Here is a 24,188-nt window from a genome sequence, read left to right on the forward strand (position 1 = left end):
CGGCCATCCCCAGAAAATCCACCCATTCCCTCAAGATCCGACCTGTGCTTAGGGTGGGCCCGAGGACGTACTCACGGTGCGTTCGCGTACGGCACGGCAGGAGACCCCGCACATGGCAGACCCCAAGCCCATCGAGTCGTGGCTCACCGACATGGACGGTGTGCTGATTCACGAGGGTGTCCCGATCCCGGGGGCCGACGCGTTCCTGAAGAAGCTGCGGGAGTCGGGCAAGCCGTTCCTGGTGCTGACGAACAACTCGATCTACACGCCCCGCGACCTGCACGCCCGGCTGCGGCGGATGGGCCTGGACGTGCCGGTCGACAACATCTGGACCTCGGCGCTCGCGACCGCGAAGTTCCTGGACGACCAGCGGCCGGGCGGCACGGCGTACGTGATCGGCGAGGCCGGTCTGACGACCGCGCTGCACGACATCGGGTACGTGCTGACCGACCACGAGCCGGACTACGTCGTCCTCGGCGAGACCCGGACATATTCCTTCGAGGCGATGACGAAGGCGGTCCGGCTGATCAACGACGGCGCCCGGTTCATCTGCACCAACCCGGATGAGACCGGTCCCTCCACAGAGGGACCCCTCCCCGCGACCGGTGCCGTGGCCGCGCTGATCACGAAGGCGACCGGCAAGCAGCCGTACTTCGCGGGCAAGCCGAACCCCCTGATGATGCGGACCGGGCTGAACGCGATCGGCGCGCACTCCGAGAGCAGCGCGATGATCGGCGACCGGATGGACACCGACGTCCTGGCCGGCATCGAGGCGGGCATGAAGACGTACCTGGTCCTCACGGGGCTCACCCGGCCCGAGCAGGTGGAGAACTTCCCGTACCGCCCGTCCAGGATCGTCGACTCGATCGCCGACCTCGTCGAACGGATCTGAACCACCCCGGCGCCCGGAACGCCGCCGCTTCCGGGACACCCCGGCCCCCCTCGTGACCCCCACCCGTACGGAGTAGCCCACCCCTACTGAGGGTGCAGGAGCCGCCCCCGTGAGGGAGCCTCCAGTTATCTGGAGGTTTCGCGATGGGTTCACCCCGCTTCACACTCTGTACCGGCGTGCTGGCCGCCGCCCTGGCTCTCGCCCCGGTCGTACCTGCGGCGTACGCGGCGTACGCGGCGGACGGAGACCGGGGCGTCTCGGTGGTCCCGTCGACGCCCGTGGCCGGCGGCGAAGTAGCTCTCAAGGTCAGTGGTTGCACAGGGAAGACGGCGAAGGCGGTGTCCGGCGCCTTCGTCTCGGATGCCCGCCTGATCGGCGCCGACGGCACCCTCGTCGGTGAGACGAAGATCCGCTCGACGACCGAGCCGGGCGCGTACGCCGTGACGATCACCTGCGCGGACATCGAGATCAAGGGCAGCATCACGGTCGCGGGCCCCGGCGCGACGCCGCACGCGACCCCGGTGGCCCCGGTCCACGCGGGCGGCGGAGGAGCGGCGGACCTGCTCGCGAACCGGGTGGAGACGCGGGTGGAGAACCCGGCGGAAACCCGGCCCCACCCCCAGACCCTGGCCCAGCCCCGAGCCACCGCCCCCAACACCGCGCACGCCGTCACCGGCCTCACCCTCGCGGGCCTCGCCGCCCTCGCGGTACTGGCCCTCAGGGGGGTCCTCCGCAGACGCGGAGCCACCGCGGCCACCGCGACCGGCCTCACCTCCACCCCCGTACCCACCGAAACCCTCACCCCCGTCACCCCTACCCCCGTACCCGGCGTCACCCCCACACCCCCCGACACCACCCCCCGAAAGCCCTGACCGGTGTCCGACCACCCTCGCGCCTCCCACCCCACCCGCCTCCTCACCGGCCTCGCTTGGGCGCTCCTCCTCCTGGGCCTCTGGCTGTGGGGACGCGAAGTCACCGAGGTCCCCGGCGGGATATCCGCCCCCACAACGGGCGACATAGCGGCGGTGGGACGCCCGCCGGAGCAGCAACTCCCGCCCGCCGCACGCCCGTTGACCAAGGCCCTCCCGCAGCGCATCGACATCCCCGAACTCGGCGTCCAGGCCCCCGTGGTGGCCCGCGGCCTCGACACGAGCGGCGCGATCGACCCGCCGCCCTACGACCAGGCCGGCGTCGTCGGCTGGTACGCGGCCGGTGTCACCCCCGGCGCACGCGGCACCGCGCTGCTGGTGGGGCACGTCGACACCGAGACCCGCCCGGCCGTCTTCTACAAGCTCAGCACGGTGAAGGCGGGCGAGACGATCCGCGTGGTGCGCGGCGACGGAAAGGTCGCCGAGTTCACGGTGGACGACGTGGAGGTCGTCCGGCGCGACCGCTTCGACGCCCAACGGGCGTATGGCACAAGGGAGTCCGGGCGCGCGGAGCTACGGCTGATCACCTGCGGCGGCACCTTCGACCGGGTCAGCCGCAGCTACACGGCGAACGTGATCGTCTCCGCGTACCTCACGGGCGCGGGATCCTGAACTCCCGTACCCGGCAAGGGAGTACACCTGTCCCGGCCGGCGGCCCGCTCCCCCGAAACCGCCGACCGGGCAGGTCCTCGACCGCGCGCGCACGGGCTGCGGGAGAAACCCGGCGACCGGCGCGGGAGGCTCGTGGAAACCTCGGTGGGTTTGTGGCCGACCGGGGGCTGGGGCCGTCCGAGAAGAGTAACTGAGCGGCACCGCAAGGCTGTAGAGCCGGGGAGACCGAGGTGTCCGAGAAAAACTGTAGAACGGATCAGGGCCCGGAGCCTAGGTTCTTTTGACGCCAAGTCCCGAGGCTGTGACTAACCGTCACCCCCGTCGCCGGCCAGCATGATCCCGCGCTCCCCTGACAGCACGGGAACGCGAAAAAGCCCCCCGATCACTCGGGAGGCTTCTCCGGTCTGTGCGCCGCCAGGGACTCGAACCCCGGACCCGCTGATTAAGAGTCAGCTGCTCTAACCAACTGAGCTAGCGGCGCCTGCTGACGGCGTAACTCTACAGGACCCCCGAGGGTGATCCCGACCGCCCGAACGTCTGGTCGAACACCGGAGTGCTACCCGGGTACATCATTCGGACCGTCAACATGCGAGCCCGGGCGACAGTTGAGAAGCTGGCGAATGTGCATGGAAGTGGATATGTCTGGCGGAGTGTGAGGGGCGTCTCATGGAGACTCCGGTATTCGAGGAGATCGATCCCGCGAACGACTGCGGCTGCACCGGCTGCGTACGCCGCAGACTGAGCGGCTCCGGCCGCCCGGCGCTCGCCGTCACCCCCCGCGCGGTGATCGTCGTGGCCACCGCGTCGGCCGCCACCGCGGCCCTCGGCGCCGCGCACGCGCCCCCCGCCCAGGCCGCGCCCCAGAGCCCCGCCCGCGCCGTTCCCGCAGATGGCGAGCCCGAGACCCCCCAGGGCGGCTCGGCCCCGCTGCACGGCCCGCCCGGCCGCCCGGCGACCCCGGTGAAGGCCCCGGCCACCACCCGCGCCGACATCATCCGGCGCGCGAAGACGTGGGTCGCCACGAAAGTGCCGTACAGCATGACCGCGTACTGGTCGGACGGCTACCGGCAGGACTGCTCCGGGTTCGTCTCGATGGCCTGGAACCTCCCCGGCAACGAGTGGACGGGCACCCTCGACCGCTACGGCGTCCGTATCGCCAAGGAGGACCTCCAGCCCGGCGACATCCTCCTGTTCCACAACCCGGTCGACCCCCAGAAGGGATCCCATGTGGTGATCTTCGGCGGCTGGACGGACTACACCCACAGCTACTACATCGCGTACGAGCAGACCCGCCCCGGCACCCGCCGCCAGGCCACCCCCTACGCCTACTGGACCCACTCCGACCGGTACGTCGCCTACCGGTACTCAGGAGTGACGGGTCCTACGGGTACGGGGGGCGCCCAGACCGATGGCACCACCCCCTTCCCGGGGCGCGCCCACTTCGGCCCCGGCGCGAACAACACCCACGTCACGGCGCTCGGACAGATGCTCGTCGAACGCGGGGCGAAACGTTTCTACGCGACGGGTCCCGGCCCCCGCTGGTCCGACGCCGACCGGCGCGCCACCCAGGCCTTCCAGCAGGCCCAGGGCTGGCGGGGCACCGACGCGGACGGCATCCCCGGCCCCGACACCTGGGCCCTGCTGATCACTGGCAAGGGCCGCGACATCGTCACCGGCACCCCCGGCCCGCCCGCCCACGCGGCCGGCCCGCCCGCCCACGCGGCCGGCGCGCCCGCCTTCCCGGGGCGCGCGTACTTCCGGCCGGGCGCCGAGAACACGTACGTCACCCTGCTGGGCGAACAGTTCGTACGCAAGGGGTACGGGCGGTACTACGGCACCGGACCCACCCCCCGCTGGGGTGACGCCGACCGGCGTGCCGTCGAGGCGTTCCAGCGCGCCCAGGGCTGGCGGGGCGCTGCCGCCGACGGCTATCCCGGCCCCGAGACCTGGAGGCGCCTCTTCTCCTGACCCTGTCGTGGGCGCGGATGCCGCGCGGACCGCAGAAACGTTGACGCATCTGGCGCGGAGGCTGGAGGCAGACATGAGCAGGACGACCACTTCACAGACGCCGGGTCCCGGAGGGCCCGCGGAGGAACGGCCGGAGGGGATGCCCGAGGGGACCCCTCGCCCCACCCGGCTGATCCAGAACGAGGCCACCACCGAGATCCCCGTACACCTCCTCTTCCGGGACGACCCCGAGCCTGGTCCTCTGGTATCAGTGGACCAGGCGCTGATCAGCCGTACCCCGGGCGGTACTCCCCGTAGTACTCAAGGACTACAACCCCCCACCCCCCGCTTCAGACGCCCCGGCCAGGGCACCCCCCGCCCGGCCGCCCAGGTCGACCCCGCCCTGGTGGAGCGCCCCGCGCGGGTCCTCCCCGGAACCGTCGGTGTCCTCGCCGGCACCTGCGGCGCCGCGGGCTGCGTCGCCGCCTCCTGGTGGGCCGGCGTCCTCCCGCACCTCGCGACCGAGGCCCTCCACCTTCCGATGTACACGGGGACGGGACTCGGCCTCGCGCAGTGGGCCGCGTACGCCGGGTCCGGTGCGCTCGGCCTGTTCGGGTTCGGCGGCCTCGCGCGCGGCCGGACCGGGCGGGCGTGGGTGCTGGGGCTGTTCGGCCGGTACCGGGGGACCGTCCGGCGTACGGGGCTGATGTGGGTGAACCCCCTCCTGCTGCGCCGCCGGGTCGACGTACGGCTGCGGCACTGGCGCAGCGAGCCGATGCCGGCCGCCGACGGCAGCGGGGTCGCGCTGCGGGCCGTCGTCCTCGTCGTATGGCGGGTGCGCGACACCGCGCGGGCCACGCTCGGGGTCGAGGACCACGAGACCTACCTGCGCGAATGCGTCGAGGCGGCGCTGGCGAGGGTGCCGGTGGAGATGCCGGGCGCCGGGCGCGGCCCGGTCGAGACCGCCGGGGACGCGCTGACCCGGCTGGTCGCGGCGGACGCCGGGGCCATCGGACTCGAGGTGTACTCCGTCCAGCCCGTCCGGGTCGAGTACGCCCCCGAGGTCGCCACCGCGATGCACCGCCGCCGCATCGCCGCGCTCGACGCGCAGCACCGGGCCTCGGTCCTCACGTCGGTCGTCGACTCGGTGGAGGACACGGTCACCCGGCTCACCATGCGGGGCCTGGTCGAACTGGACGACTACGAGCGCAAGGCGCTGGTGAAGGACCTCACCGTGGCGTTCTGCGCGGGGCGGGGGGAGAGCGGCGGGTGACGTAGTACCGGCGAGGTAGTGAGGTAGTACCGAGGTATCACCCGGAACTCTGAGCTTCCCCTGAGGCAATCCGTAGTACCTCAGGGGTACGTTCCCGACACGTGCACCGACCGGCACGCCTGTGCACCGACCAGCACATCCGGGGGAACCGCCATGGACGTCATCTTCTACCTCGTCCCGTCGCTCATGCTCGCCGGCGTGCTCGCCATGGCCGCCGCAGTGGTCCGCCGCTCCCGGCGCATCAGCACCGCCTGGAACAGCGGCTTCACCGCCGAGGGCCGCTGTCTGCGCTCGTACACGACGACCAGCAGCGAAGCCGGCGAGCATCACCACACCCGGACGACCCTGCACCACGTCTACGAGTTCACGGCCGCCGACGGCCGCCCCGTCCGCTTCGAGGAGAAGAACGGCCCGGGGACCGTCATCGAGGGCGACTACGTCACCGTCCACTACACCCCCGAGCACCCCGAGCAGGCGACCGCACTGCCGCCCATGCGGGGCCGCCTCATGGCCGAATCCGGCGTACTGCTCGTCTTCCTCGGGGTGTTCGCCGCGCTCTGCGTCGCCTTCATGATCGGCGTGCACACCTTCTTCGACCTGGCCGACGGAGTCTTCGGCAGCGACAGCGGCGACCTTCCCGCCGACTTCCCGACCGACTTCCCCACGCCGTGACCATCCTCATCTGACGGTCCGTCAACTACCGTGCCCCGTCATGGAGTCCACGGAGCGCGCCACCACGACCGCCGAACTCGTCGCCCAAGGCTGGGCCGACCACCGCCCGGCCCTGTGGTGGCGGGACACCGTCCTCACCCACCACGACCTCGCCCGCGAAGCCTCCACCCGGGCGGCCCTGCTCACCGCCCTCCTCCCGCCGGACGCACCCCCGCATATAGGCGTACTCCTCGACAACACACCGGAGTTCGTCCACTGGCTCTCGGCCGCCGCCCTCGCGCGAGCCGCCGTCGCCGGCATCAACCCCACCCACCGCGGCCCCGACCTGGCCCGCGACATCCTCCACACCGACTGCGCCCTCCTGATCACCGAACCGGCCCAACTCCCGCTCCTGCGCGGCCTGGACCTCCCCGGCGTCCGCCTCCTGATCACCGGGACGGACGAATACGCCGCCCTCCTGGGGCAGTTCACGGCGACCGCCCTCCACCGGAGCGCCGCCGAGCCCACCGACCGCCTCCTCCTCTACTTCACCTCCGGCTCAACAGGCGCCCCCAAGGCGGCGATCTGCACCCAGGGGCGCCTCGCGGCGGCCGGTCACCGCCTCGCCGAGCAGTTCGCGGTCGTGGAGGACGACGTCCACTACCTGTGCATGCCGATGTTCCACGGCAACGCCGTCATCGCCGGCTGGGCCCCCGCCCTCGTCGCCCGTGCCGGCCTCGCCCTGCGCAGCCGCTTCTCCGCCTCCGGCTTCCTGGACGACGTACGCCGCTACCGGGCCACGTACTTCACCTACGTCGGCCGGGCGATCCAGTACGTCCTGGCCACGCCGCCCCGACCCGGCGAGGACCGCGACCACCGGCTGCGGCTCGGCTTCGGCACCGAGGCGGGCGCGGTCGACGCGGCGGCGTTCCAACTCCGGTTCGGCACAAGGCTGGTGGAGGGGTACGGGTCCAGCGAGGGCGGGGCGGCGATCCAGTGGGCGCCCGGGACGCCCACCGGGGCGGTCGGTCCGGCGGTGCCCGGTCTCGTCGTACGGGACCCGCAGACGTACGCCGAATGCCCGCCCGCCGTCTTCGGGTTGGCCGGGGAACTCCTCAACGGCACCGAGGCGATAGGGGAGTTGGTCAACCACGGCCCGAGCCCTTTCGAGGGGTACTGGCGCAACCCCGCCGCCGAGGCCGAGCGCCGGCGCGATGGGGCGTACTGGACCGGCGACCTCTTCTACCGCGACGAGAACGGCTACCTCTACTTCGCCGGACGCGGCGACGACCGGATCCGGGTGGACGGGGAGAACCTGGCGGCGGCGCTGATCGAGTCGATCCTCGCGCGGTACGACGGTGCCGACGCCGTCGCCGTGTACGCGGTGCCCGATCCGGTGACCGGGGACCAGGTGATGGCGGCGATCGCCGGGAGGTTCGAGCCGGAGTCGTTCGCCGCGTTCCTGCGCGCCCAGCCCGATCTGGGGACGAAGATGGCGCCCCGGTTCGTACGGGTGCTGGAGCGGATGCCGGTGACGGCGACGAACAAGATCCAGCGGGCGCGGCTGCGGAGGGAGGGGGTGGAGTGCGGGGACCCGGTGTGGGAGCGGTCAGGCGGCGAATTCGGACTGCGGACAGCAGAGAAGCCCTCCACCGGAGTGAAGGGCTTCCCGAATGTGCGCCGCCAGGGACTCGAACCCCGGACCCGCTGATTAAGAGTCAGCTGCTCTAACCAACTGAGCTAGCGGCGCGTGACTCTCGCCGGGTTTGTCATGCTTTTCCCGGCGACAGAGAAAATACTACCTGGTCCGGAAGGGTGCTCCTGACCGCCCTCAGATCGCCAGCGACAGCAGCAGCGGCGTCGCGTGCCGGTGCAGCCGGTCGGCCGCCTGCCTCAGCCGGTGCGCGTCCGAGACCGGCAGGGACAGCGCGAGGCACCCCACGGACGTGCCGTCGGTGATCGGCACGGCCGCGCAGACCGTCCCCACGGCGTACTCCTGGAGGTCTAGTGCGGGACTACTCGGGGGCTGGGCCTCCAGCCGGGACAGCAGCAGCTTGTCGCTGGTGATCGTGCGCGATGTGAGGCGGGCCATCTTGTGGCGGGAGAGGTGGTCCCGGCGCCCGTCGCGGTCGAGCTGCCCCAGCAGGCTCTTGCCGATCGCGGTCGCGTGCGCGGAGTACCGGAAGTCCACCCACTCGTGCACCACGGGAGTGGTAGGTCCGGCGGCGTACTGGTCGACCTTGATCTCGCCGTCGACGTACCGGCTGATGTAGACCGCCGCGCCGACCGAGTCCCGCAGCCGGTCCAGGGTGTGCTGGAGCTTCTCGCGCAGGGCGGTCTCCCGGTCCTGCGCGGAACCGAGGCGGGCGAGGGCGGCGCCCGTCACGTACGCCCCGTCCGTAGTCCTTTCGACGTACCCCTCGCGGCGGAGCATCCGCAGCAGCGGGGTCAGTCTGCGGTCGTCCAGGCCGGTGCGGCGGGCGAGCGCGGTGTCGGTGACACCGTCGGAGTGCCTGGCGATGGTCTCCAGGACCCAGAGCGCCTCCCGCGCGGAGTGGTACGGCGTGGGCGGCTCGTGCTTCAGCGCCACGGTTTTCCCCCTGCGGTCGCTTTCAGGCCGTGATCCGGGTGGCGGATCTCCTCCACGATAACCGCCAACCGCCGGATACGGAGGGGGTGTTGACGAGAACGTGGGGTGACCGTAGGGCCTCTCACGTGCGGCAACGTTCGAATGGCATATGCCTTTGACATGAACCGGAGCCCGGACCTGCATGCTTGACGTGTGCACGCCTGGCGGTTGCGCGGTCGCACCACGTGCTCCGAGCAGAAATATCTACGGCATCGGCGGCGGGTGTCAGTGGCCGGGGACGTACCCACGGGCCTTGTCCACCACGTTCACCAGCCGTCTCCCCGCCTCTCTACGTTCCCACAGCTCCACGAACTGCGCGGCCAGACGGTCGTGTTGCCCCACGAAAGCACCGCTCGCCCGGGGCGTCACGAGCAGATCCGGTACGTCCCACAGCGGGCTGTCCCGGCCGAGCGGCTCGCGCGCGAACACGTCGAGCGCCGCCCCCGCGATCCACCGCCGGCGCAGCGCCTCGGCCAGCGCCGCCTCGTCCACCAGCTCGCCCCGGGCCACGTTCACGAACCGCGCCGACGGCAGCATCACCCCGAACCGGCGCGCGTCGAACATCCCCCGCGTCGCCTCCGTGAGCGGCGCCGCCGCGACCACCCACTCGGCCCGCGCCAGCAGCCGGTCCAGGTCCCCGGGGCCGTGGATCCCGGTCCTCGGCGCCCGCCCCACCAGCGCCACCCCCACCCCGGCCGCCTTCAGCGCCCGCGCGACGGTACGGCCCACCGGGCCCGCCCCCACGACTACCGCCCTGGTACCCCCTACCCGTAGTACTTCCCGGGGACGCCACTGCCGCGCCCGCTGCGCCTCCCACGCCCCCGGCAGCCCCTTCGCCATCGCCAGCACCAGCGCCATGACGTACTCCGCGACCGCGTCCTCGAAGACGCCCCGCGCGTTCGTCACGACCGTGTCCGACGAGGTGAGCGCCGGTCCCAGGACCCGGTCCACGGGGACCCCGGCGACATGCACCCACGCGGGCCGCGCGCCCTCTCCGGCCCAGGCGTCCCGTAGTACTTCGGTAGCGGTGTCCCACACCAGGAGGACGTCCGCCTCCGGCAGGCGTGCGGCGAGGGAGTCCGCGCCGGTGTGCACGATCGTGGCCCGGCCGGTCAGGCGGCCCAGCCGGGGGAGCGGGTCGGCGTCCAGGACCAGGAGGGTGGGGGCGGGCATGGCACCTCGTGACCTGGCTCGTGCCGGTGGGTGGGAACACGCTGGCACCGCCGCCGGGTGGCGTCAACAGGGCCGTACGGATGGCTGCGGGGGATGCGGTGCGGGGGTCGGCGCCGTACGGGGTACCCGGCGGAGGGAGGCAGCCGGAACGGGACGGGTGACCCGTCGGGTCGTACTCGGGTATTACACGGGTCGTACCGGGTGCCGTCGTGTCGCAGGAAAGCCGCGGAAACCGCCGCCACGAGGAAGGACCCCCACCATGACCGCACTCGGACTGCTCGTCCCGGGCGAGGCCGCCGAGGACGACTACCCGCGCCTCGAACAGCTCCTCGGCAGCGATGTACGGATCGACCTGATCCGCGCCGACCCGGCCGGGGACCCGCCCGAGCGGCTCGCCGCGCGCACCGAGGAGCTGCGGCTCGCCGGGGCCGACTCCGTCGTGTGGGCGAGTACGACCGCCGCCGTGGCCGCCGGGTGGGAGGGAGCGCACGGGCAGGTCAGGATGCTCGCGCGGGCGGCGGGGCTGCCGGCGTCGTCCACCGCGTTCGGGTTCGTGCACGCGGCCCGGGAGCTGGCGGTGAGCCGGGTCGCCGTGGTGACCGCGCACGGGGACGCCGCCTTCACGGAGTTCCTGCGGGCGGGCGGGGTGGGCGTGGTCTGCACGGCGCCGCTCGGCGAGGACTTGGCCGCGTCGGTGCACCCCGCCGCGCACGAGGACGCGCAGGCGCTGTTCCTGCCGGACACATCGCTGCGCACGGTGGCCCAGTTGACCGCGCTGGAGCGCCGGCTGGGCAAGCCCGTCCTGTCGGCCCACCAGGTCGCCGTCTGGGAGGCGCTGCGGCTGACCGACCGGCGCGTCAACGCGCCCGAACTGGGCGTCCTGTTCACGCGGGAGCCGGTGGTGCAGGTCTGAGCGGGGCGCCTGGCGTGGGCCTGGTGTTCTTCGAGGACCCCCGAGAGGAGACCGGACTGGAGTACTAACCGGGTAGTACCAGAGGGGTAGCGGCGTGAAGGCGTGCGGAACCGGCGGGAATAAACGGAGACGGCCTCCTGTTATCGCGGGGAAGGCAGTCGACGACGCGACGCAGGAGGCAATCGGTGGACGAGATCCGCGGCACGGTTCAGGGCGAGGCGCCCGTACCCCTCTCCGTACTGGACCTGGTGACCGTCGGCAGCGGGCGGACGGCGAGCGACGCGCTGCGGACGAGCGTGGAGCTGGCGAAGTACACCGAGCGGCGCGGGTTCCACCGGTACTGGGTCGCCGAGCACCACTCCATGCCGGGCGTCGCCTCCTCCTCGCCGGCCGTCATCCTCGCCCACCTCGCCGCCCACACCGGGCGCATCCGGCTCGGCTCCGGCGGCGTCATGCTCCCCAACCACGCGCCGCTCGTCATCGCCGAGCAGTTCGGGACGCTGGAGGCGCTCGCGCCGAACCGGGTCGACCTCGGGCTCGGGCGGGCGCCCGGTACGGACGGGGCTACCGCCGCCGCGCTGCGCCGGACCGAGCGGCTCCACGAGGGCGCGGACGACTTCCCCGAGCAGCTCGCCGAGTTGACGCGCTTCCTCGACGACGACTTTCCCGACGGGCACCCCTACTCCCGTATCCACGCCATCCCCGGGCCGATCCAGGGCAGCGCGCCCGGCGGGGTCCAGTCCCCCCACCGTCCGCCCGTCTGGCTCCTCGGCTCCTCCGGGTTCAGCGCGCGCCTCGCCGGGGTCCTCGGGCTGCCCTTCGCCTTCGCGCACCACTTCTCCGCGCAGAACACGGTCCCCGCGCTCGACCTCTACCGCGAGTCCTTCAAACCCTCCGCGGTCCTCGACGCGCCCTACGCCCTCATCGGCGTCTCGGTCCTCGCCACCGACGACGGGGCCGAGGCCCGCCGTCAACTCCTCGCCGCCGGGCTCAACATGGTCCGCCTCCGCACCGGCCGCCCCGGCCTCTTCCCCTCCCCCGAGGAGGCCGAGGCCCACCGACTCACCGACATGGAAGCCGACTTCATCAACTCCTGGAACGCCAACGTCATCCACGGCCAGGCGGACGAGGTCCGCACCGGCCTCGACGACCTCCAGAAGCGGACGGGAGCGGACGAGTTGATGCTGACGAGCCATGCGCATCGGGGGGAACTGCGGGTGCGGTCGTACGAGTTGATCGCGGATGCGTATGGGTTGCCTACGGAGTGAAGGGGGCGGGGGGTCGGGGCTGGGCGCTGGTGAAGTGAGGGCCTGAGGGCCAGGACTGGGTGGCGCTTGGCGTCGCGTCGGCGGTGAGGCGGAGCAGCGCTTGGCGTCGCGCCGCTGACGCGGTGGTGCCTGGTGTTGCGTCGGCGGTGGGGTGAAGTGGTGCCGGGCGTCGCCCCGTTGGCGCCCAGCCGGGGCGCGGCGTTACTCCGCGCGTCGCTGGGTGAGATCCTGGCGCGCGAGGCCGGTGGTGCGCCGAGCGGTGGCCGAGGGATGGAGCGTCGCCGGGCGCGGAGTGGTGCTCGGCGACGCCGGCAGTGCCTGCGCTGAGGTGGGGCGTCGGGTGCGCACAGCAGAGGCCCGAGCCGCCCTCGCCGTGCAGGAACGGGGCGCCGTGCGTGGGGTGTTGTCCGGCGACTCGCCAAAGGAACGGTGCCCGGCGTGAGTTGACGCGCACACCTGCCGGGAAGCCTGTGCCGTTACGGGGCGAACGGAGCGCCACCAGTACTACGTCCGGGGCTCGTTGACGAGAGACGCCTATGGGAAACCAGTGCCATACGGGGCGAACGCGGCCCGCGGCCAACAACGTGAGCCCTGGCCCCGCGGCACCGATCGCGGAGCGTGATGCGGTGACGGCCCGGCAATCCCCCGATGAGCAGCGTGAGTTGTGAGAGGCGGGCGGCGTGAGGCGGGGCGTACACGGATGGTTGGCCGAATAGTTCCCGACGCCCGCCGCCCGGCTGAGGCCGCCGACACCTCACCCGTACGCCGCCAACTCCCCGCCCTCTAGCGGCACATCGACACCATCAGGCCCCAACTCCCGCACCAGCCAACCCCTTCAACTGACAGCCGACACGACTCCCGCGCCGACCGCCCTCTCGCCCCGACCGGCGGGCGCTGATCCTCACGTCAACTTCCCTTCCGGCTCGCCCCCTTCACTGACCACCCGACACAACCGCCGCGCCGACCGGCCGATGCACCCTCACCTCCAATCCCTTCACCGAGCACCCGAGCCGCCCCAACCGGCCGACGCACCCTCCCATTTCAGCCCGTCCGGCGTTTGAGGACGAGGACCCTTCAGGGCCGATCACCACCCACCCACAGACACCTCCCCCACCCCTCACGCCGGCCGGCCTTTCCCACAGACCGACCGACGCAACTCCCCTCAACTCCCCAGCCGACCAGCCGACGCGACACCCCACCCCCTACGGCCGAACAGCCCGCCCCCGAACCTCCCCATTCTTCCCGGGCCCCTCCGCCCCGCCTCCATGCAACTCCGCGATCCGCTCCGCCGACACCGGCCGGGAGTACAACCACCCCTGCCCCGTATCGCACCCGATCCGCCTCAACCGCGCCGCCTGCGAAGCCGTTTCCACGCACTCGGCGGTGACCGTGAGCCCCAGCCGGTGCGCGAGGTCGATCATCGCCTCGACGACGACCTCGTCGGCGGGATTGGGCGGCGCGCCGGAGCCGTCGTACTGGAAGCCGCGGACGAAGGAACCGTCCAGCTTCAGCACCGACACCGGCAGCCGGCTCAGGTACGCGAGGTTGGAGTACCCCGTCCCGAAGTCGTCGATGGCGATGCGGACACCCATGTCGCTGAGGGCCTGGAGAGCCTGGAGAGGACGCCCGGCGGACCCCATGACCGCCGACTCCGTGAGCTCCAACTGGAGCAGCCCCGGCGCGAGTTCGGTCTCCGCGAGGATCTCCGCGACGTCCGCGACGAGGTCGGAGTCCCACACCTGCCGGACGGCGACGTTGACGCTGACGAAGAGGGGCGTCTCGTCGGGATGGTCGAGCTGCCAGCGCCGCGCCTGCCGGCAGGCGGTCGCCAGCACCCAGCGCCCCAACGGCACGATGGAGCCGTCCTCTTCGGCGAGCCCGACGAACCGATTCGGCGGCAGCAGCCCGAACCGGGGATGGTCCCAGCGCACCAACGCCTCGACTCCGCGCAGCCGTCCGTCGGACATCCCGACCAACGGCTGGTACTCCAGCACGAATTCACCCCGCTCGATGGCGGGCCGGAGGGTGGAGGCGAGAGCTTGACGGGTCATCAGGTGGGCGTTGCGCTCGGGATCGAACAGCGTCCACCGGGACTTCCCGTCGACCTTGGCCCAGTACAGCGTCGTATCCGCCGCCTGCACGAGGCCAGTTGCCGTCGTCCCCGCCGCGTGCCGCTCCACGACCCCGATGGACGCGGTGACGTTGAGCCGCTGCCCGTCCAGATCGAAGGGCGCCTGAAGGGACTTGAGGACGGCCTCCGCCAGCTCCGCGAGCTGATCCGTGCCCGTGGAGTCCGCGACGAGGAGCGCGAACTCGTCCCCGCCGAGCCGCGCGACGAGCGGAGCCGCCGCCCTGGCCCGACCCGCCTCCTCCGCACAGGAGTTGAGTCGGTCGGCGACGGCGGCGAGCAGCCGGTCGCCGACCCGGTGCCCGAGCGTGTCGTTGACGGCCTTGAACCCGTCGAGGTCGAGGTAGCACAGCCCGATCCGCCCGGTGCCGCCCCGTTCGTACGCGTCGGGCTCCAGCGCGGCCGACAACCGCTCGAAGAACAACGCCCTGTTGGGGAGCCGGGTCACCGGATCGTGCATCTGGAGATGCCGCAGCCGCGCCTGGAGTTCGCGCCGCGCGCTGATGTCGGCGACCGACAGCAGCACCCCGGGCGTGTCGCCGCCGAGGGGGGACACGGTCACCCGCGCCCACACGGCCCGCCCGTCGGGCTGCTTGAGCCGCCGGGCGCACCGGAGTTCGGCGTGCCGGCCGCACAGCACCTCGCGGTACGCGTGCCAGGTGCGCGCGTCGGACGCGAGGTCGAGGAGGTCGGCGGCGACCCGCCCGACCAGCCCGCCGGGGTCGGCCCCGAGGATCTCCCCGAAGGCCGCGTTGACGGAGACGATCAGCCCGTCGCGCCCCACGACGGCCATGGCCGAGGGGGACGCGGCGAAGACCGCCTGATAGGTGGAGGCGCCGAGGGCGCCGTTCAGCCCTCGGGCACCATCCGATGCCAAAGTGTCACTCTCTGTAACGGCGGACCGGTCGAGGTCTGCCGCGGGCGTCGGCCCTTCGGACGTTCCGCTCACCGCTCGCTCCCGCAGTGCACTCGATCTCTGTCCGCGCAGGAAAGTGTCAGGAAAGTGTGCCGATCATAGAGGCTGGGCCCGGACCACCGCAGCCACTGCCAAGTGTCCATGACCTACCCACTCTTCTGACAGATCGTTTCTGCCCGCAGCGGGACCGGTTCTGCGGACCTGGGACCACATGTGACGTTCCGTGAGTGTTCCGGGGTGTCGAGGGTCCCCCGGTATGTCATACCGCTCACTCTTCCGGGGCAGACAAACGAGGCGCAGTATGACAAACCCGTACAGGGTGGGTGGAGGTGTCCCCAGAACCGCCCGCCTCCGGAGGTCCTCGTGCCGCGTCCGCTCCCGCGCCCCCGACTGCGCAAGTCGGCGGCCGTGTGCACCACGCTCTCCGCGCTCGCCGCGACCTCCCTCGCGGGCGCCCCCTCGGTGGCCGAACCCTTCTCCACCGCGCCCTGCGCCCTCACCCGTACCACCGCCCACCACTCCGAGGGCCTCGACACCTGGAACGCCGCCTATCCGCGCCCGGCCCGCTCCCTCGACGCGGTGATGGTCTTCCTGTCCTTCCCCGACAGCCGCCCCCGCACCACCCCCGCCGAACTCGCCGCCGACCACTTCCCGGCCACCTCCGACTTCTTCCGCCGCGCCTCCTACGGCCGCTTCACGCTGCGCGCCCACCCCCTCGATCGGTGGATCCGCATGCCGAAACCGTCCACGGCGTACGCCATACAGCGCGACTGGAACGCCGGGCACCGCGCCGCCTACCTGCGCGACGCGCTCGCCGCCGCCGACCCCGGCGTCGACTTCACCCGGTACGACGTCGTCTACTTCGTCGCCGACCCCGACGCGCCCGGCGTCGACTCGGACGCGACGAAAGTAGTCAACCTCGACATCCCTCTCAGGGCCGACGGAGTCGACATCCGCCGGGTCGTCACCGTCTTCGAGCAGCACCCCCCCGACCGGCTGGTCCTCGCGCACGAGACCGGCCACGTCTTCGACCTCCCCGACCTGTACCACCGGCCCGCCGACGGCAAGGGCGACTGGGATACGTACGTCGGCGACTGGGACCTGATGGGCAGCCAGTTCGGCCTCGCGCCGGACCTGTTCGGCTGGCACAAGTGGAAGCTGGGCTGGCTCCGGCCGCGCCAGGTGGTCTGCGTACGGGAGGCCGGGACGACCCGCCTCACCCTGGAACCGCTGGGCGCCGGCCCCGGCGTACCCGTCACCCGAGCCTCCGGTTCCCCGGCCTTCGGGCTCGGCAACGGCACGAAGCTCGCGGTCGTCCGCACCGGCGCGGGCAGCACGCTCGCCTTCGAGGCGCGCGGCCCCGTCGGCGACGACACGGCCTCCTGCCGCGCCGGGGTCCTCGTCTACCGGGTCCGCAGTACGGCGGACTCCGGGCGCGGCCCCGTCGAGGTCGTCGACGCGCACCCGCACAGCGAGGCCTGCTGGGAGCGCTCCGTGTACCCGCCCCTCGCGGACGCGCCGGTCGGCACGGGCGAGAGCTTCACCGTGCCCGCCGTACCGGGGGAGCGGGCCGTACGCCTGGAGGTGGAGGGTCGTACGGCTTCCGGGGCATGGACGGTGCGGATCACGCCACGGTAGTCCCGCACTAACTCTCAGGTAGGGGGTGCGCGCGCAGGCGAGGAGGGCACGCGAAAGGCCCCCCGCTTCCACGAGGGGCCTTGCCGTCAAGTGCGCCGCCAGGGACTCGAACCCCGGACCCGCTGATTAAGAGTCAGCTGCTCTAACCAACTGAGCTAGCGGCGCCTGCTGACGTCGTAGACCTTAGCACCCTGATCGGGACCCGGCGAAATCGATAGACGTACGGCCGCCCGCGCGGCCCGCACCGCCGCCCACAGCAGCACTTCCGCCCCCGGCAGCCAGGGGTGACGCGTGTCCGGAGCGACCAGCCAGCGCGCCGCCGAGGTCGCCTCGCCGGCGACCGGCGGGACGGTGATCGCGTCGCCGGGGCCATGGCACAGCAGCGGCGGGAGACACGCCGTACGGCGGCTGTCGCCGCCCCACTCCTCCCAGGACAGCAGCGACGGCAGGCGCTGCGCCGTCCCAGGGGCGGCGAACAGCAGCATCCGGCCCCGGAAGACCGCCACCGGGCCCGTGCCCTCCCCCTCGCCCCACAGGCGGTCCAGCATCCGCCGGCCGAAGACCGCCGCCGTGCTCACGACGTCGAAGACCGCGCCGCACGACAGCACGACCGGCGCGTCCGGCCGTTCCTCCCAGAAGGACAGCAGGCTGCGCGGGTGCGCCCCCGCCGAAGCCAGCCACGCCGCGCCGTCCGGGGTCACCCCGCCGATCTCGTCACACTCGTCCCAAGAGCCGCTCATGGGCTAAAGGTCTACCGGGGGTGAGCGGAAGATCCCGGAGAGTTGCCGAAAACGGGGACAGGTGACGGCCGGAGCGGTATCTTGCCCCGCTGGCATATGCCGGACGGATGAGGGTCCTACGGGGTGAAGGGTCGTACCGGTGTACGGCCCCCTCGCGCGCGTACGGCCGATCGCGAGCCCCCCGCGGCGCCGCGCTCTAGATGGGCTCCACCCGGCTGTGGCTCCCCCCGGCGTTCTCGCCCTCGGCGCGCAGCAGGTCCCGCCCGAACTCCACGACCTTGCGCGCGTAGTCCTCGGTCCACTCCGCGCGCTCCGCGAGGTCCGCGGGCGTCAGCCGGTCGAACCGCCGGGGATCGGCGAGCTGGGCCGCGGCCATGGCCTGGAACTCCGACGCCCGGTCCGCGGCGGCCTGGAAGGCCTGAGCGAGCTCGCTCGCGCGCGCGAACAGCGCCGCGGGGTCGTCGATCGACTCCAGGTCGAAGAAGTGCTCCGGGTCGGCCGCCGCGTGGGCGGGCTCGAAGAGCAGGGGCGCGGGGCGTGGCCGCGGTTCGTTCCGACGCGGCGTGGGCTCCGCCATGTCTTCTCCTCCTCGTACGGTGCGATTCCGGACCACCCTCCATTGTCCCCCGCATACGCAAGAGGCATTCGGACAGTGACCCCGAGAACCAACGCGCGAGGAGTGACGGGTGTTCCCGCGCGCGGGTACGTCAGGGTCTCCAGCGCACCCGGTGCTCCGCGAGGTGCCCCAGCACGGCATGGTTCGCCTCCCAGCCGTCCGGGAACTTCACCAGCGTCCCCAACTGCACCGGCTCCGTGGACGGGTAGTCGTCCAGCAGGTCGCTCACGCCCTCCCGGCACACCACCACGCACGCGTGCCGGTGGCGGGACGTCAGCACGCACAGGCGGCCCGTCTCCAGGTGGAAGGCCGTCGCGTCGGGGCGGCCCGAGAGGGGGTGCAGGATGACCGTGACGTCGAACTCCATGCCCTGGAGGCGGTTCGCGGTGTCCACGGTGACGTCGCTCACGCCCAGGTCCGCCAGCGCCGCGCGGACGGCCGCCGCCTGGTCGCGGTGGGCCGTACCGACGGCGATCCGCGCGGCCGTCACCGGCGCCGGGTCCGGCGAGCGCTCGGACGTCGCCGCGCCGCCCCGGTCCAGCATGCGCCGTACGACCGTGGCGACCGCGCGGACGGCCTCCGGGTCGGTGCGCGGGGTGTGGCGCGCGGGCAGCTCCAGCAGGCCCCAGCCGGACTCCGCGGCCTCGTCGATGACCCGGTCGGGGCCGGAGCCGTCGGAGGGCACGGCGAACGTCAGGCGCCGGTCCGCGTGCGCGGTGCCGCTGCGGAACGGCGTGTACGGGTAGAACGCGTCCGACACCAGCGGCGCCGCCGACGCCGGGAGCCGCCAGGACACCGGCAGGCGGTGCTGGGGGAGCCCCGGGTTGTGCGCCAGCAGCGTCGTCACGGCCGACGCGGACGGGTCGTACGACAGCCCCGCCCACTGCTCGCTGCCGACGATCGCGAAGGGGTCCAGCTGGCCCGGGTCGCCCACGAACAGCGCCCGCTCGAACAGCCCGGCGACGGCCAGCAGCCCGTCCGAGCGCATCTGGTACGCCTCGTCCACGATCGCGTGCCGCCACGGCTCGTCGACCTTCACGTGCGCCCACTTCGCCGCCGTCGAGATCACCACCGGCAGCCCCGCGAGATCCGCCGCCTTCGCCGACGTCCGGACGGCCGGCAGCTCGTCCAGCGCCTTGTCGTACGCGTCCGCGTCACTGCTGTGCAGGCGCCCCACCGGCAGCTCCGGCGCCTTCTCGGCGAGCCGCAGGACCAGGTCGTCCACCTGCGCGTTGGTCTGCGCGACGACCATCAAGGAGCGCCCGGCGTCCGCGAGTTCGAGGGCCGCGCGCACGACGAGGGTCGACTTCCCCGCGCCCGGGGGCGAGTCGACGACGACCCCGCGCGCGGTGCCGTGCAGGGTGTCGCGCAGGATCGCGTCGGTGGCCTGGGCGGCGGCCGTACCGGGGTCGAAGACGGTGGTCACAGGACGTCCTCCTCGGTCACCGGGTCGGCCGCTTCGAGCACCGGCTCGCCCGGCGGGCCGCCGTGCGTCCACGGCGTGTCCTCGGGGTCGGGGAGCTTCGCGCCGCCGCGCTGCTCGTGCTCGAACGTGGTCCAGCAGACACGGTCGCCCTTCTCGGGCACGGAGCCCTGGTCGGGCTCCTTGCCGCGGCCCATCTTGTCGAGGAGCCGCAGGGTCAGGACGCCGTCCGCCTCGGCGGCGACGAACTCGGCCGCCTGGGGCTTGCCCGCGAGGGAGCGGTACACCTTCGCGCGCTCGCCCAGGTGCGGGCGGTCGTCGGTACGGACGGTCACCAGCGGGCGCGGACGCGGGGAGCGGCCCTCGCTGTAGGCCATCTCGACGTCGACGACCTCACCGGCGAACGCCTCGCCGGTCAGCCGCCGGCCGGCCATCACCAGCGGGTCGTCCAGGGCCTCCTGCGCGTCCAGACGGGCCTGCTCGCGCTCGCGCGTGGCCAGCTTGTTCGCGGCCGTCACGGCGTCGTCCCGGCGCGGCTGCGGCGGCTCACCCGCACGCACGCGGTCACGGTGGCCGGTGAACGACCAGCGGTCGCGCGTCCACCGCTCCTCGACGTGCGCCCCCGGCGGCAGCTCCCGCAGCAGGTCCAGGCCCCGCCACACGCGCTCCCAGGTCGGCAGGGTCCGGCTCAGCACCAGCTCCCGGACGCGCTCCTCAGCGGCGGTCAGGTCGCCCAGCCGGTCGTCGGCCTCCAGGCCGTCCTCGGCGAGCGCCAGCGCGGTGCGCGCGCGGTCGTAGCGCTCGATCGCCGGGGCGAGCAGCTTGTTGTCGAACGCCGGGTCCGTCGCGGGCCCCGCCGGGGGGTGCGTCAACTGGCCGTCGTCGTCCCGCGCCAGCTCCACCCGCAGCGCCTCCCGCGCGCCGGACGCGCCCTCGGGGGGATCGATCCACGCCAGCAGCGACCCCAGGTGCTGGTCCTCCAGGGAGGACTGTCCCGTCGCCCAGTGCAGCGCCAGGACGTCCGTCAGCGCCAGCAGCAGCGACGAGCCCGGCACCCGCGCGCGCTCCGCGTAGTGCGTCAGCCAGCGCCCCAGCAACGGCACGCGCGGGGGCGCCGGATAGGGCGCCTGCGGGTCCTGCTCCGCCGTACGCCGGAACCGCATCGACCGCCCCAGCAGGCGCAGCAGGTCCACGCCGCCCCGGCTCGGCACGATCAGCTGCGGTGCGTCCGCGCACAGCTCGACCTCGACCTTGACCCGCTTCCCCGTCTCCGGGTCGGTCTCATTGCGCTCGGCCGCCTCCACCAGCTCGCCGTACTCGTCGATGTACGGCAGGACGACGTCGGCGAGCCGCGACAGGAACGCGAACCGCAGCTCCGGGTTGCGCGGCTGCGGTACGGCCAACAGGCGCGGGGCGTCGCGGTCCGTCCCCACGAGCGCGCCGAGCGGCGCCCCCGCCTCACCGCCCGTGATCAACGGGACCAGCACCATGGGGCGTTCGGACAGATGCCGGTGCAGGACGGTCGCCGTCGGCTGCGCGCGGCCCGTGGAGTCGGCCTCCAGGCGCGCGAGGGTGGAGATCAGCGACATGGGGTCACCTCGCGAAGGGGGTTCGCCGGGCTGCCGGAGACCGATCCCGCGAGCGCCTCCGCGCGCAGCTGTGCCGCTCTGCGCAGCGCCGCCACGGCCGGGTCGTCCGGGTCGCCCTCCTCGCCGCGCGCGGCGGCCAGGACGTCCTCCACCCTGCTCAGGCCGCCCAGCTCCGCCCGGGTCGAGCGGCCCAGCGTCGTGACGGCGCCCGTCGCCCGGGAGCGGGCCCGGCAGTGGAAGGCGAGTTCGCAGGTGGCGAGGCACTCCGGCGAGTACGTCGCGGGCACCGACTCGACGGCCGCCGTGAGCTGCTCGGCGGGGAGGGACGGGGCGAAGCAGGTGCCCTCGGGGAGGCCGGCGGCGATGTCCTCGATGCGGGTGAGGCGGGCCAGCTGGCGGGCCGTCACCGCGCGCTGCTTGCGGACGTCGACCGCGGACGCCGTGGGGAGGTTGGAGAAGTCCCTCGGGCAGACCAGCAGGACGCTGTGGCGCACGCGCGGGGGGACCGGCAGTTGCGCGGCGACCTGCTCCAGCGCCAGCACGTACACCGCCGCCTGCCGGGCCGCCGCGCCCACCTTCGCCGGGTCCGCCGAACCGTCCAGCATCGGGAACGACTTGATCTCGACGACCGTCCACACCCCGTCCGGGTGCACCACGACTGCGTCGGGCTCCAGGAAGGCGGGCGAACCGGCCACGTCCAGCGCGAGCATCGGGTGGTCCAGCAGCGTCCACGCCCCCGGCGCGGAGGCCGCCTCGCGCAGCGCCAGCGCCGTACGCGCCGTACGCCCCTCGGGGCCCGCGGCCGTCAGGTCCGGGACGGCGGCCGAGGCGGGCGGCTCGGCGGACGCGTCCAGCGCCGCGTGCGCCAGGCGCAGGAGTTCCGCGCCGCCGTCGGCCTTGACCTTCGCCTCGAACGCGTTCCCGCGCGTCAGCGCGAACTGGGACTGGCCGAAGACCGCGGGGGACCCCAGCGCGCTCGCCAGCGCCGTCTTGTCCACCCCCGCGCCGTCGAGGAGCGCGCGCCGCCCGCAGCCCGGGTTCGCGGCGAGCGCCGCGAGGGCGCGGGCGTCCAGCGCCTTGGCCGGGACGTCGGGTCCGCGCAGCTCAGCGAGCTGGTGCCGGAGCGCCGTCCCCCGCGTCCGCGGAGGAGGCACTCGGCTCGGCTCGGGAGTCGCGGGGCCGGGAGAAGTGCTCACCCGTCGAAGTCTGGCATCCGCCACTGACAATCGGGGTCCGTGAGGCTGCCGGGACGGCTGCGACATGCGCCTTGACCGGCAGGAAACGGGACTTGAGCCGGTCGGCGCCACGCATCACGAACGGCGTCAGCAGCAGCCCGACGCCCATCACGGCGGCCCCCGCGACCGCGTCGAGGAAGTAGTGGTTCGCCGTGCCCATGACCACGATCGTCGTGATCAGCGGGTAGGCGACGCCGGCCGCCTTCGTCCAGCGCGACCCGCCGAACCGCCACAGCATCACCCCGCACCACAGCGCCCAGCCCACGTGCAGGCTCGGCATCGCCGCGTACTGGTTCGTCATGCCGCCGAGCCCGCGCGGGGCGCTCGCCTCGCCGCCCCACCAGCCGTACGAGCTGTACTGCGCCATCGTGTCCACGAAACCGTGCCCCGCGTCCAGCAGCCGGGGCGGGCAGGTCGGCAGCAGCGTGAAGCCGATCAGGCCCATGAACGTGGACGTCATCAGCCACGTGCGCGCCGCGCGGTAGCGCACCGTGCGCGAGCGGAACAGCCAGATCAAGATCACCGGGGTCACCACGTAGTGCAGCGACGCGTACCAGAAGTCCGCCGGGACGCCGAGCCACGCCTCGCGCGTGAACAGCCGGTTCAGCGGGTGCTCCGCGTTGATGTGCAGCGCCTTCTCGACTCTGAGGAGCGTCAGGCCGTGGTCCACGGCCGTCGACACGTCCCCGCGCGCCAGGAGGCGGCCCGCCGAGTAGCACGCGTACACCAGCACGATCAGCGGCAGCTCCGTCCACCAGCGCAGCCGTCCCGGGGGAGCCTCCTGGGTGCCCGGTGTCTTGGTCTTCGGCATCCGATCGCCTCCCCTTCCGATTCGTGGTGGACATGCCGTGCGGACGTGTCACTTTACGGCGTATGTGCGCGCCCGGACCGGGCGCCCTCGGCCTGTGAAGACGTCGGGATCGCCCACCGGGTTGCCCTGATCCACGGTGCGCGATGATGGAGAAGTTCCGCTCCCGTTTTTCTCCCGGAAAGGTCCCTCATGGCACCGCGCATCCTGCTGGCCCGGCACGGACAGACCGCCTGGTCGCTGTCCGGGAAGCACACCGGCAGGACCGACGTCCCCCTCCTGGAGGAGGGCCGCCGGGGCGCCAAGCTGCTCGGCGAACGGCTGCGCAGGATGCCCTACGACGGTCTCACGGGAGTGGAGGTCCGCACGAGTCCGCTGGCCCGCGCGCGCGAGACGTGCGACATCGCCGGGTTCGGGGAGCGCGCCACCGAGTGGGACACGCTCATGGAGTGGCACTACGGCGCGTACGAGGGGCTCACGCCCGCCGAGATCCAGGCCGTCCGCCCCGGGTGGCTCATCTGGCGCGACGGCGTGCCCGAGGGGGAGAGCGTCGCGGAGGTGACCTCGCGCGCGGACGACGTCGTCGCGTGGGCGCGCGAGGCCGACCGGGACGTCCTGGTCTTCGCCCACGGGCACATCCTTCGCTCCATAGGGGCCCGCTGGCTCGGCCTGCCGCTGGACTTCGCGGCCCGGATACGGCTCAACCCGACCTCCCTGTCGGTACTGGGCTGGGCCTACGGACAGCCGGCGATCGAGAGCTGGAACGACCTGGGACACCTCTCGTAGGTACCCCGGGACCGCCCGGTCA

The 24,188-nt window shown here is 72.8% G+C and carries 20 protein-coding genes and 3 tRNA genes; 11 read left to right on the plus strand and 12 right to left on the minus strand.

Annotated features, from left to right (window positions below):
• Positions 1-112: 112 nt before the first annotated feature.
• The 3 genes from J8M50_RS08810 to J8M50_RS08820 all read left to right on the plus strand — a co-directional run bounded on the left by J8M50_RS08810 (position 113) and on the right by J8M50_RS08820 (position 2,433).
• A complete protein-coding gene (locus J8M50_RS08810) occupies positions 113-892 on the plus strand; it encodes an HAD-IIA family hydrolase (RefSeq protein ID WP_010356346.1) in 780 nt (259 codons plus the stop codon).
• Positions 893-1,035: 143 nt separating this feature from the next.
• Positions 1,036-1,764: a hypothetical protein gene (locus J8M50_RS08815; protein WP_010356348.1), complete on the plus strand. Its 729-nt coding sequence runs from the start codon at positions 1,036-1,038 to the stop codon at positions 1,762-1,764.
• Between the two features lie 3 nt (positions 1,765-1,767).
• Positions 1,768-2,433, plus strand: coding sequence for a class F sortase (locus J8M50_RS08820; protein WP_010356349.1), 666 nt, complete (start codon positions 1,768-1,770; stop codon positions 2,431-2,433).
• Between the two features lie 407 nt (positions 2,434-2,840).
• Here the strand turns inward: J8M50_RS08820 and J8M50_RS08825 are convergent.
• Positions 2,841-2,914 (minus strand) — tRNA-Lys (locus J8M50_RS08825).
• A 185-nt stretch (positions 2,915-3,099) separates the two neighbouring features.
• Between J8M50_RS08825 and J8M50_RS08830 the strand changes: the two genes are divergently transcribed.
• The 4 genes from J8M50_RS08830 to J8M50_RS08845 all read left to right on the plus strand — a co-directional run bounded on the left by J8M50_RS08830 (position 3,100) and on the right by J8M50_RS08845 (position 8,015).
• Positions 3,100-4,401 (plus strand): peptidoglycan-binding protein, encoded by a 1,302-nt coding sequence (locus J8M50_RS08830; protein WP_059047589.1) that lies wholly within the window; start codon positions 3,100-3,102, stop codon positions 4,399-4,401.
• A 73-nt stretch (positions 4,402-4,474) separates the two neighbouring features.
• Positions 4,475-5,653 carry an SPFH domain-containing protein gene (locus J8M50_RS08835; RefSeq protein ID WP_029184586.1) on the plus strand — a complete coding sequence of 393 codons (1,179 nt, stop codon included), beginning with the start codon at positions 4,475-4,477 and terminating at the stop codon, positions 5,651-5,653.
• A gap of 153 nt (positions 5,654-5,806) precedes the next feature.
• Complete coding sequence (locus J8M50_RS08840) at positions 5,807-6,325, plus strand: DUF3592 domain-containing protein (protein WP_010359763.1); 519 nt, start codon at positions 5,807-5,809, stop codon at positions 6,323-6,325.
• Positions 6,326-6,365: 40 nt separating this feature from the next.
• Positions 6,366-8,015: an AMP-binding protein gene (locus J8M50_RS08845; RefSeq protein WP_010359764.1), complete on the plus strand. Its 1,650-nt coding sequence runs from the start codon at positions 6,366-6,368 to the stop codon at positions 8,013-8,015.
• Here the strand turns inward: J8M50_RS08845 and J8M50_RS08850 are convergent.
• The 3 genes from J8M50_RS08850 to J8M50_RS08860 all read right to left on the minus strand — a co-directional run bounded on the left by J8M50_RS08850 (position 7,981) and on the right by J8M50_RS08860 (position 10,106).
• Positions 7,981-8,054 (minus strand) — tRNA-Lys (locus tag J8M50_RS08850). The genes J8M50_RS08845 and J8M50_RS08850 overlap by 35 nt on opposite strands.
• Before the next feature lie 81 nt (positions 8,055-8,135).
• Positions 8,136-8,894, minus strand: coding sequence for an IclR family transcriptional regulator (locus tag J8M50_RS08855; protein WP_010359765.1), 759 nt, complete (start codon positions 8,892-8,894; stop codon positions 8,136-8,138).
• A gap of 264 nt (positions 8,895-9,158) precedes the next feature.
• Positions 9,159-10,106 (minus strand): D-2-hydroxyacid dehydrogenase, encoded by a 948-nt coding sequence (locus tag J8M50_RS08860; RefSeq protein ID WP_010359766.1) that lies wholly within the window; start codon positions 10,104-10,106, stop codon positions 9,159-9,161.
• Positions 10,107-10,365: 259 nt separating this feature from the next.
• Here J8M50_RS08860 and J8M50_RS08865 point away from each other — a divergent pair, with 259 nt between their 5' ends.
• Together J8M50_RS08865 and J8M50_RS08870 are read left to right on the plus strand one after the other, a co-directional pair.
• On the plus strand, positions 10,366-11,019 hold the full coding sequence (locus J8M50_RS08865; RefSeq protein WP_010359767.1) for an aspartate racemase/maleate isomerase family protein: 654 nt from the start codon (positions 10,366-10,368) through the stop codon (positions 11,017-11,019).
• 185 nt (positions 11,020-11,204) lie between these two features.
• Positions 11,205-12,287, plus strand: a complete 1,083-nt coding sequence (locus J8M50_RS08870) for an LLM class flavin-dependent oxidoreductase (protein WP_010359769.1) — start codon at positions 11,205-11,207, stop codon at positions 12,285-12,287.
• A 1,202-nt stretch (positions 12,288-13,489) separates the two neighbouring features.
• Here J8M50_RS08870 and J8M50_RS08875 read toward each other — a convergent pair.
• A complete protein-coding gene (locus J8M50_RS08875; protein WP_050987408.1) occupies positions 13,490-15,364 on the minus strand; it encodes a putative bifunctional diguanylate cyclase/phosphodiesterase in 1,875 nt (624 codons plus the stop codon).
• Between the two features lie 330 nt (positions 15,365-15,694).
• Between J8M50_RS08875 and J8M50_RS08880 the strand changes: the two genes are divergently transcribed.
• Positions 15,695-16,969, plus strand: a complete 1,275-nt coding sequence (locus J8M50_RS08880; RefSeq protein ID WP_010359771.1) for a M6 family metalloprotease domain-containing protein — start codon at positions 15,695-15,697, stop codon at positions 16,967-16,969.
• A gap of 91 nt (positions 16,970-17,060) precedes the next feature.
• Here J8M50_RS08880 and J8M50_RS08885 read toward each other — a convergent pair.
• The 7 genes from J8M50_RS08885 to J8M50_RS08915 all read right to left on the minus strand — a co-directional run bounded on the left by J8M50_RS08885 (position 17,061) and on the right by J8M50_RS08915 (position 23,383).
• Positions 17,061-17,134, minus strand: a tRNA-Lys gene (locus J8M50_RS08885).
• A complete protein-coding gene (locus J8M50_RS08890; RefSeq protein ID WP_010359772.1) occupies positions 17,125-17,709 on the minus strand; it encodes a bifunctional DNA primase/polymerase in 585 nt (194 codons plus the stop codon). The genes J8M50_RS08885 and J8M50_RS08890 overlap by 10 nt, the downstream gene beginning before the upstream one ends.
• A gap of 196 nt (positions 17,710-17,905) precedes the next feature.
• A complete protein-coding gene (locus tag J8M50_RS08895; RefSeq protein ID WP_010359773.1) occupies positions 17,906-18,286 on the minus strand; it encodes a DUF8844 domain-containing protein in 381 nt (126 codons plus the stop codon).
• 130 nt (positions 18,287-18,416) lie between these two features.
• Entirely contained in the window at positions 18,417-19,751 is a 1,335-nt protein-coding gene (locus J8M50_RS08900; RefSeq protein WP_010359775.1) for an AAA domain-containing protein, read from the minus strand.
• Positions 19,748-21,337: a hypothetical protein gene (locus tag J8M50_RS08905; RefSeq protein WP_059047587.1), complete on the minus strand. Its 1,590-nt coding sequence runs from the start codon at positions 21,335-21,337 to the stop codon at positions 19,748-19,750. Before J8M50_RS08905 ends, J8M50_RS08900 begins: the two co-directional genes overlap by 4 nt.
• Positions 21,328-22,491, minus strand: coding sequence for a hypothetical protein (locus J8M50_RS08910; RefSeq protein WP_010350225.1), 1,164 nt, complete (start codon positions 22,489-22,491; stop codon positions 21,328-21,330). The genes J8M50_RS08905 and J8M50_RS08910 overlap by 10 nt, the downstream gene beginning before the upstream one ends.
• Positions 22,442-23,383, minus strand: coding sequence for a phosphatase PAP2 family protein (locus tag J8M50_RS08915; protein ID WP_010350224.1), 942 nt, complete (start codon positions 23,381-23,383; stop codon positions 22,442-22,444). The genes J8M50_RS08910 and J8M50_RS08915 overlap by 50 nt, the downstream gene beginning before the upstream one ends.
• A 189-nt stretch (positions 23,384-23,572) precedes the next feature.
• Between J8M50_RS08915 and J8M50_RS08920 the strand changes: the two genes are divergently transcribed.
• Positions 23,573-24,166: a histidine phosphatase family protein gene (locus J8M50_RS08920; protein ID WP_010350223.1), complete on the plus strand. Its 594-nt coding sequence runs from the start codon at positions 23,573-23,575 to the stop codon at positions 24,164-24,166.
• Positions 24,167-24,188: the final 22 nt, after the last annotated feature.

Origin of the sequence: Streptomyces acidiscabies (genome assembly GCF_020010905.1) — a bacterium.
Taxonomy (GTDB): Bacteria; Actinomycetota; Actinomycetes; order Streptomycetales; family Streptomycetaceae; genus Streptomyces; species Streptomyces acidiscabies.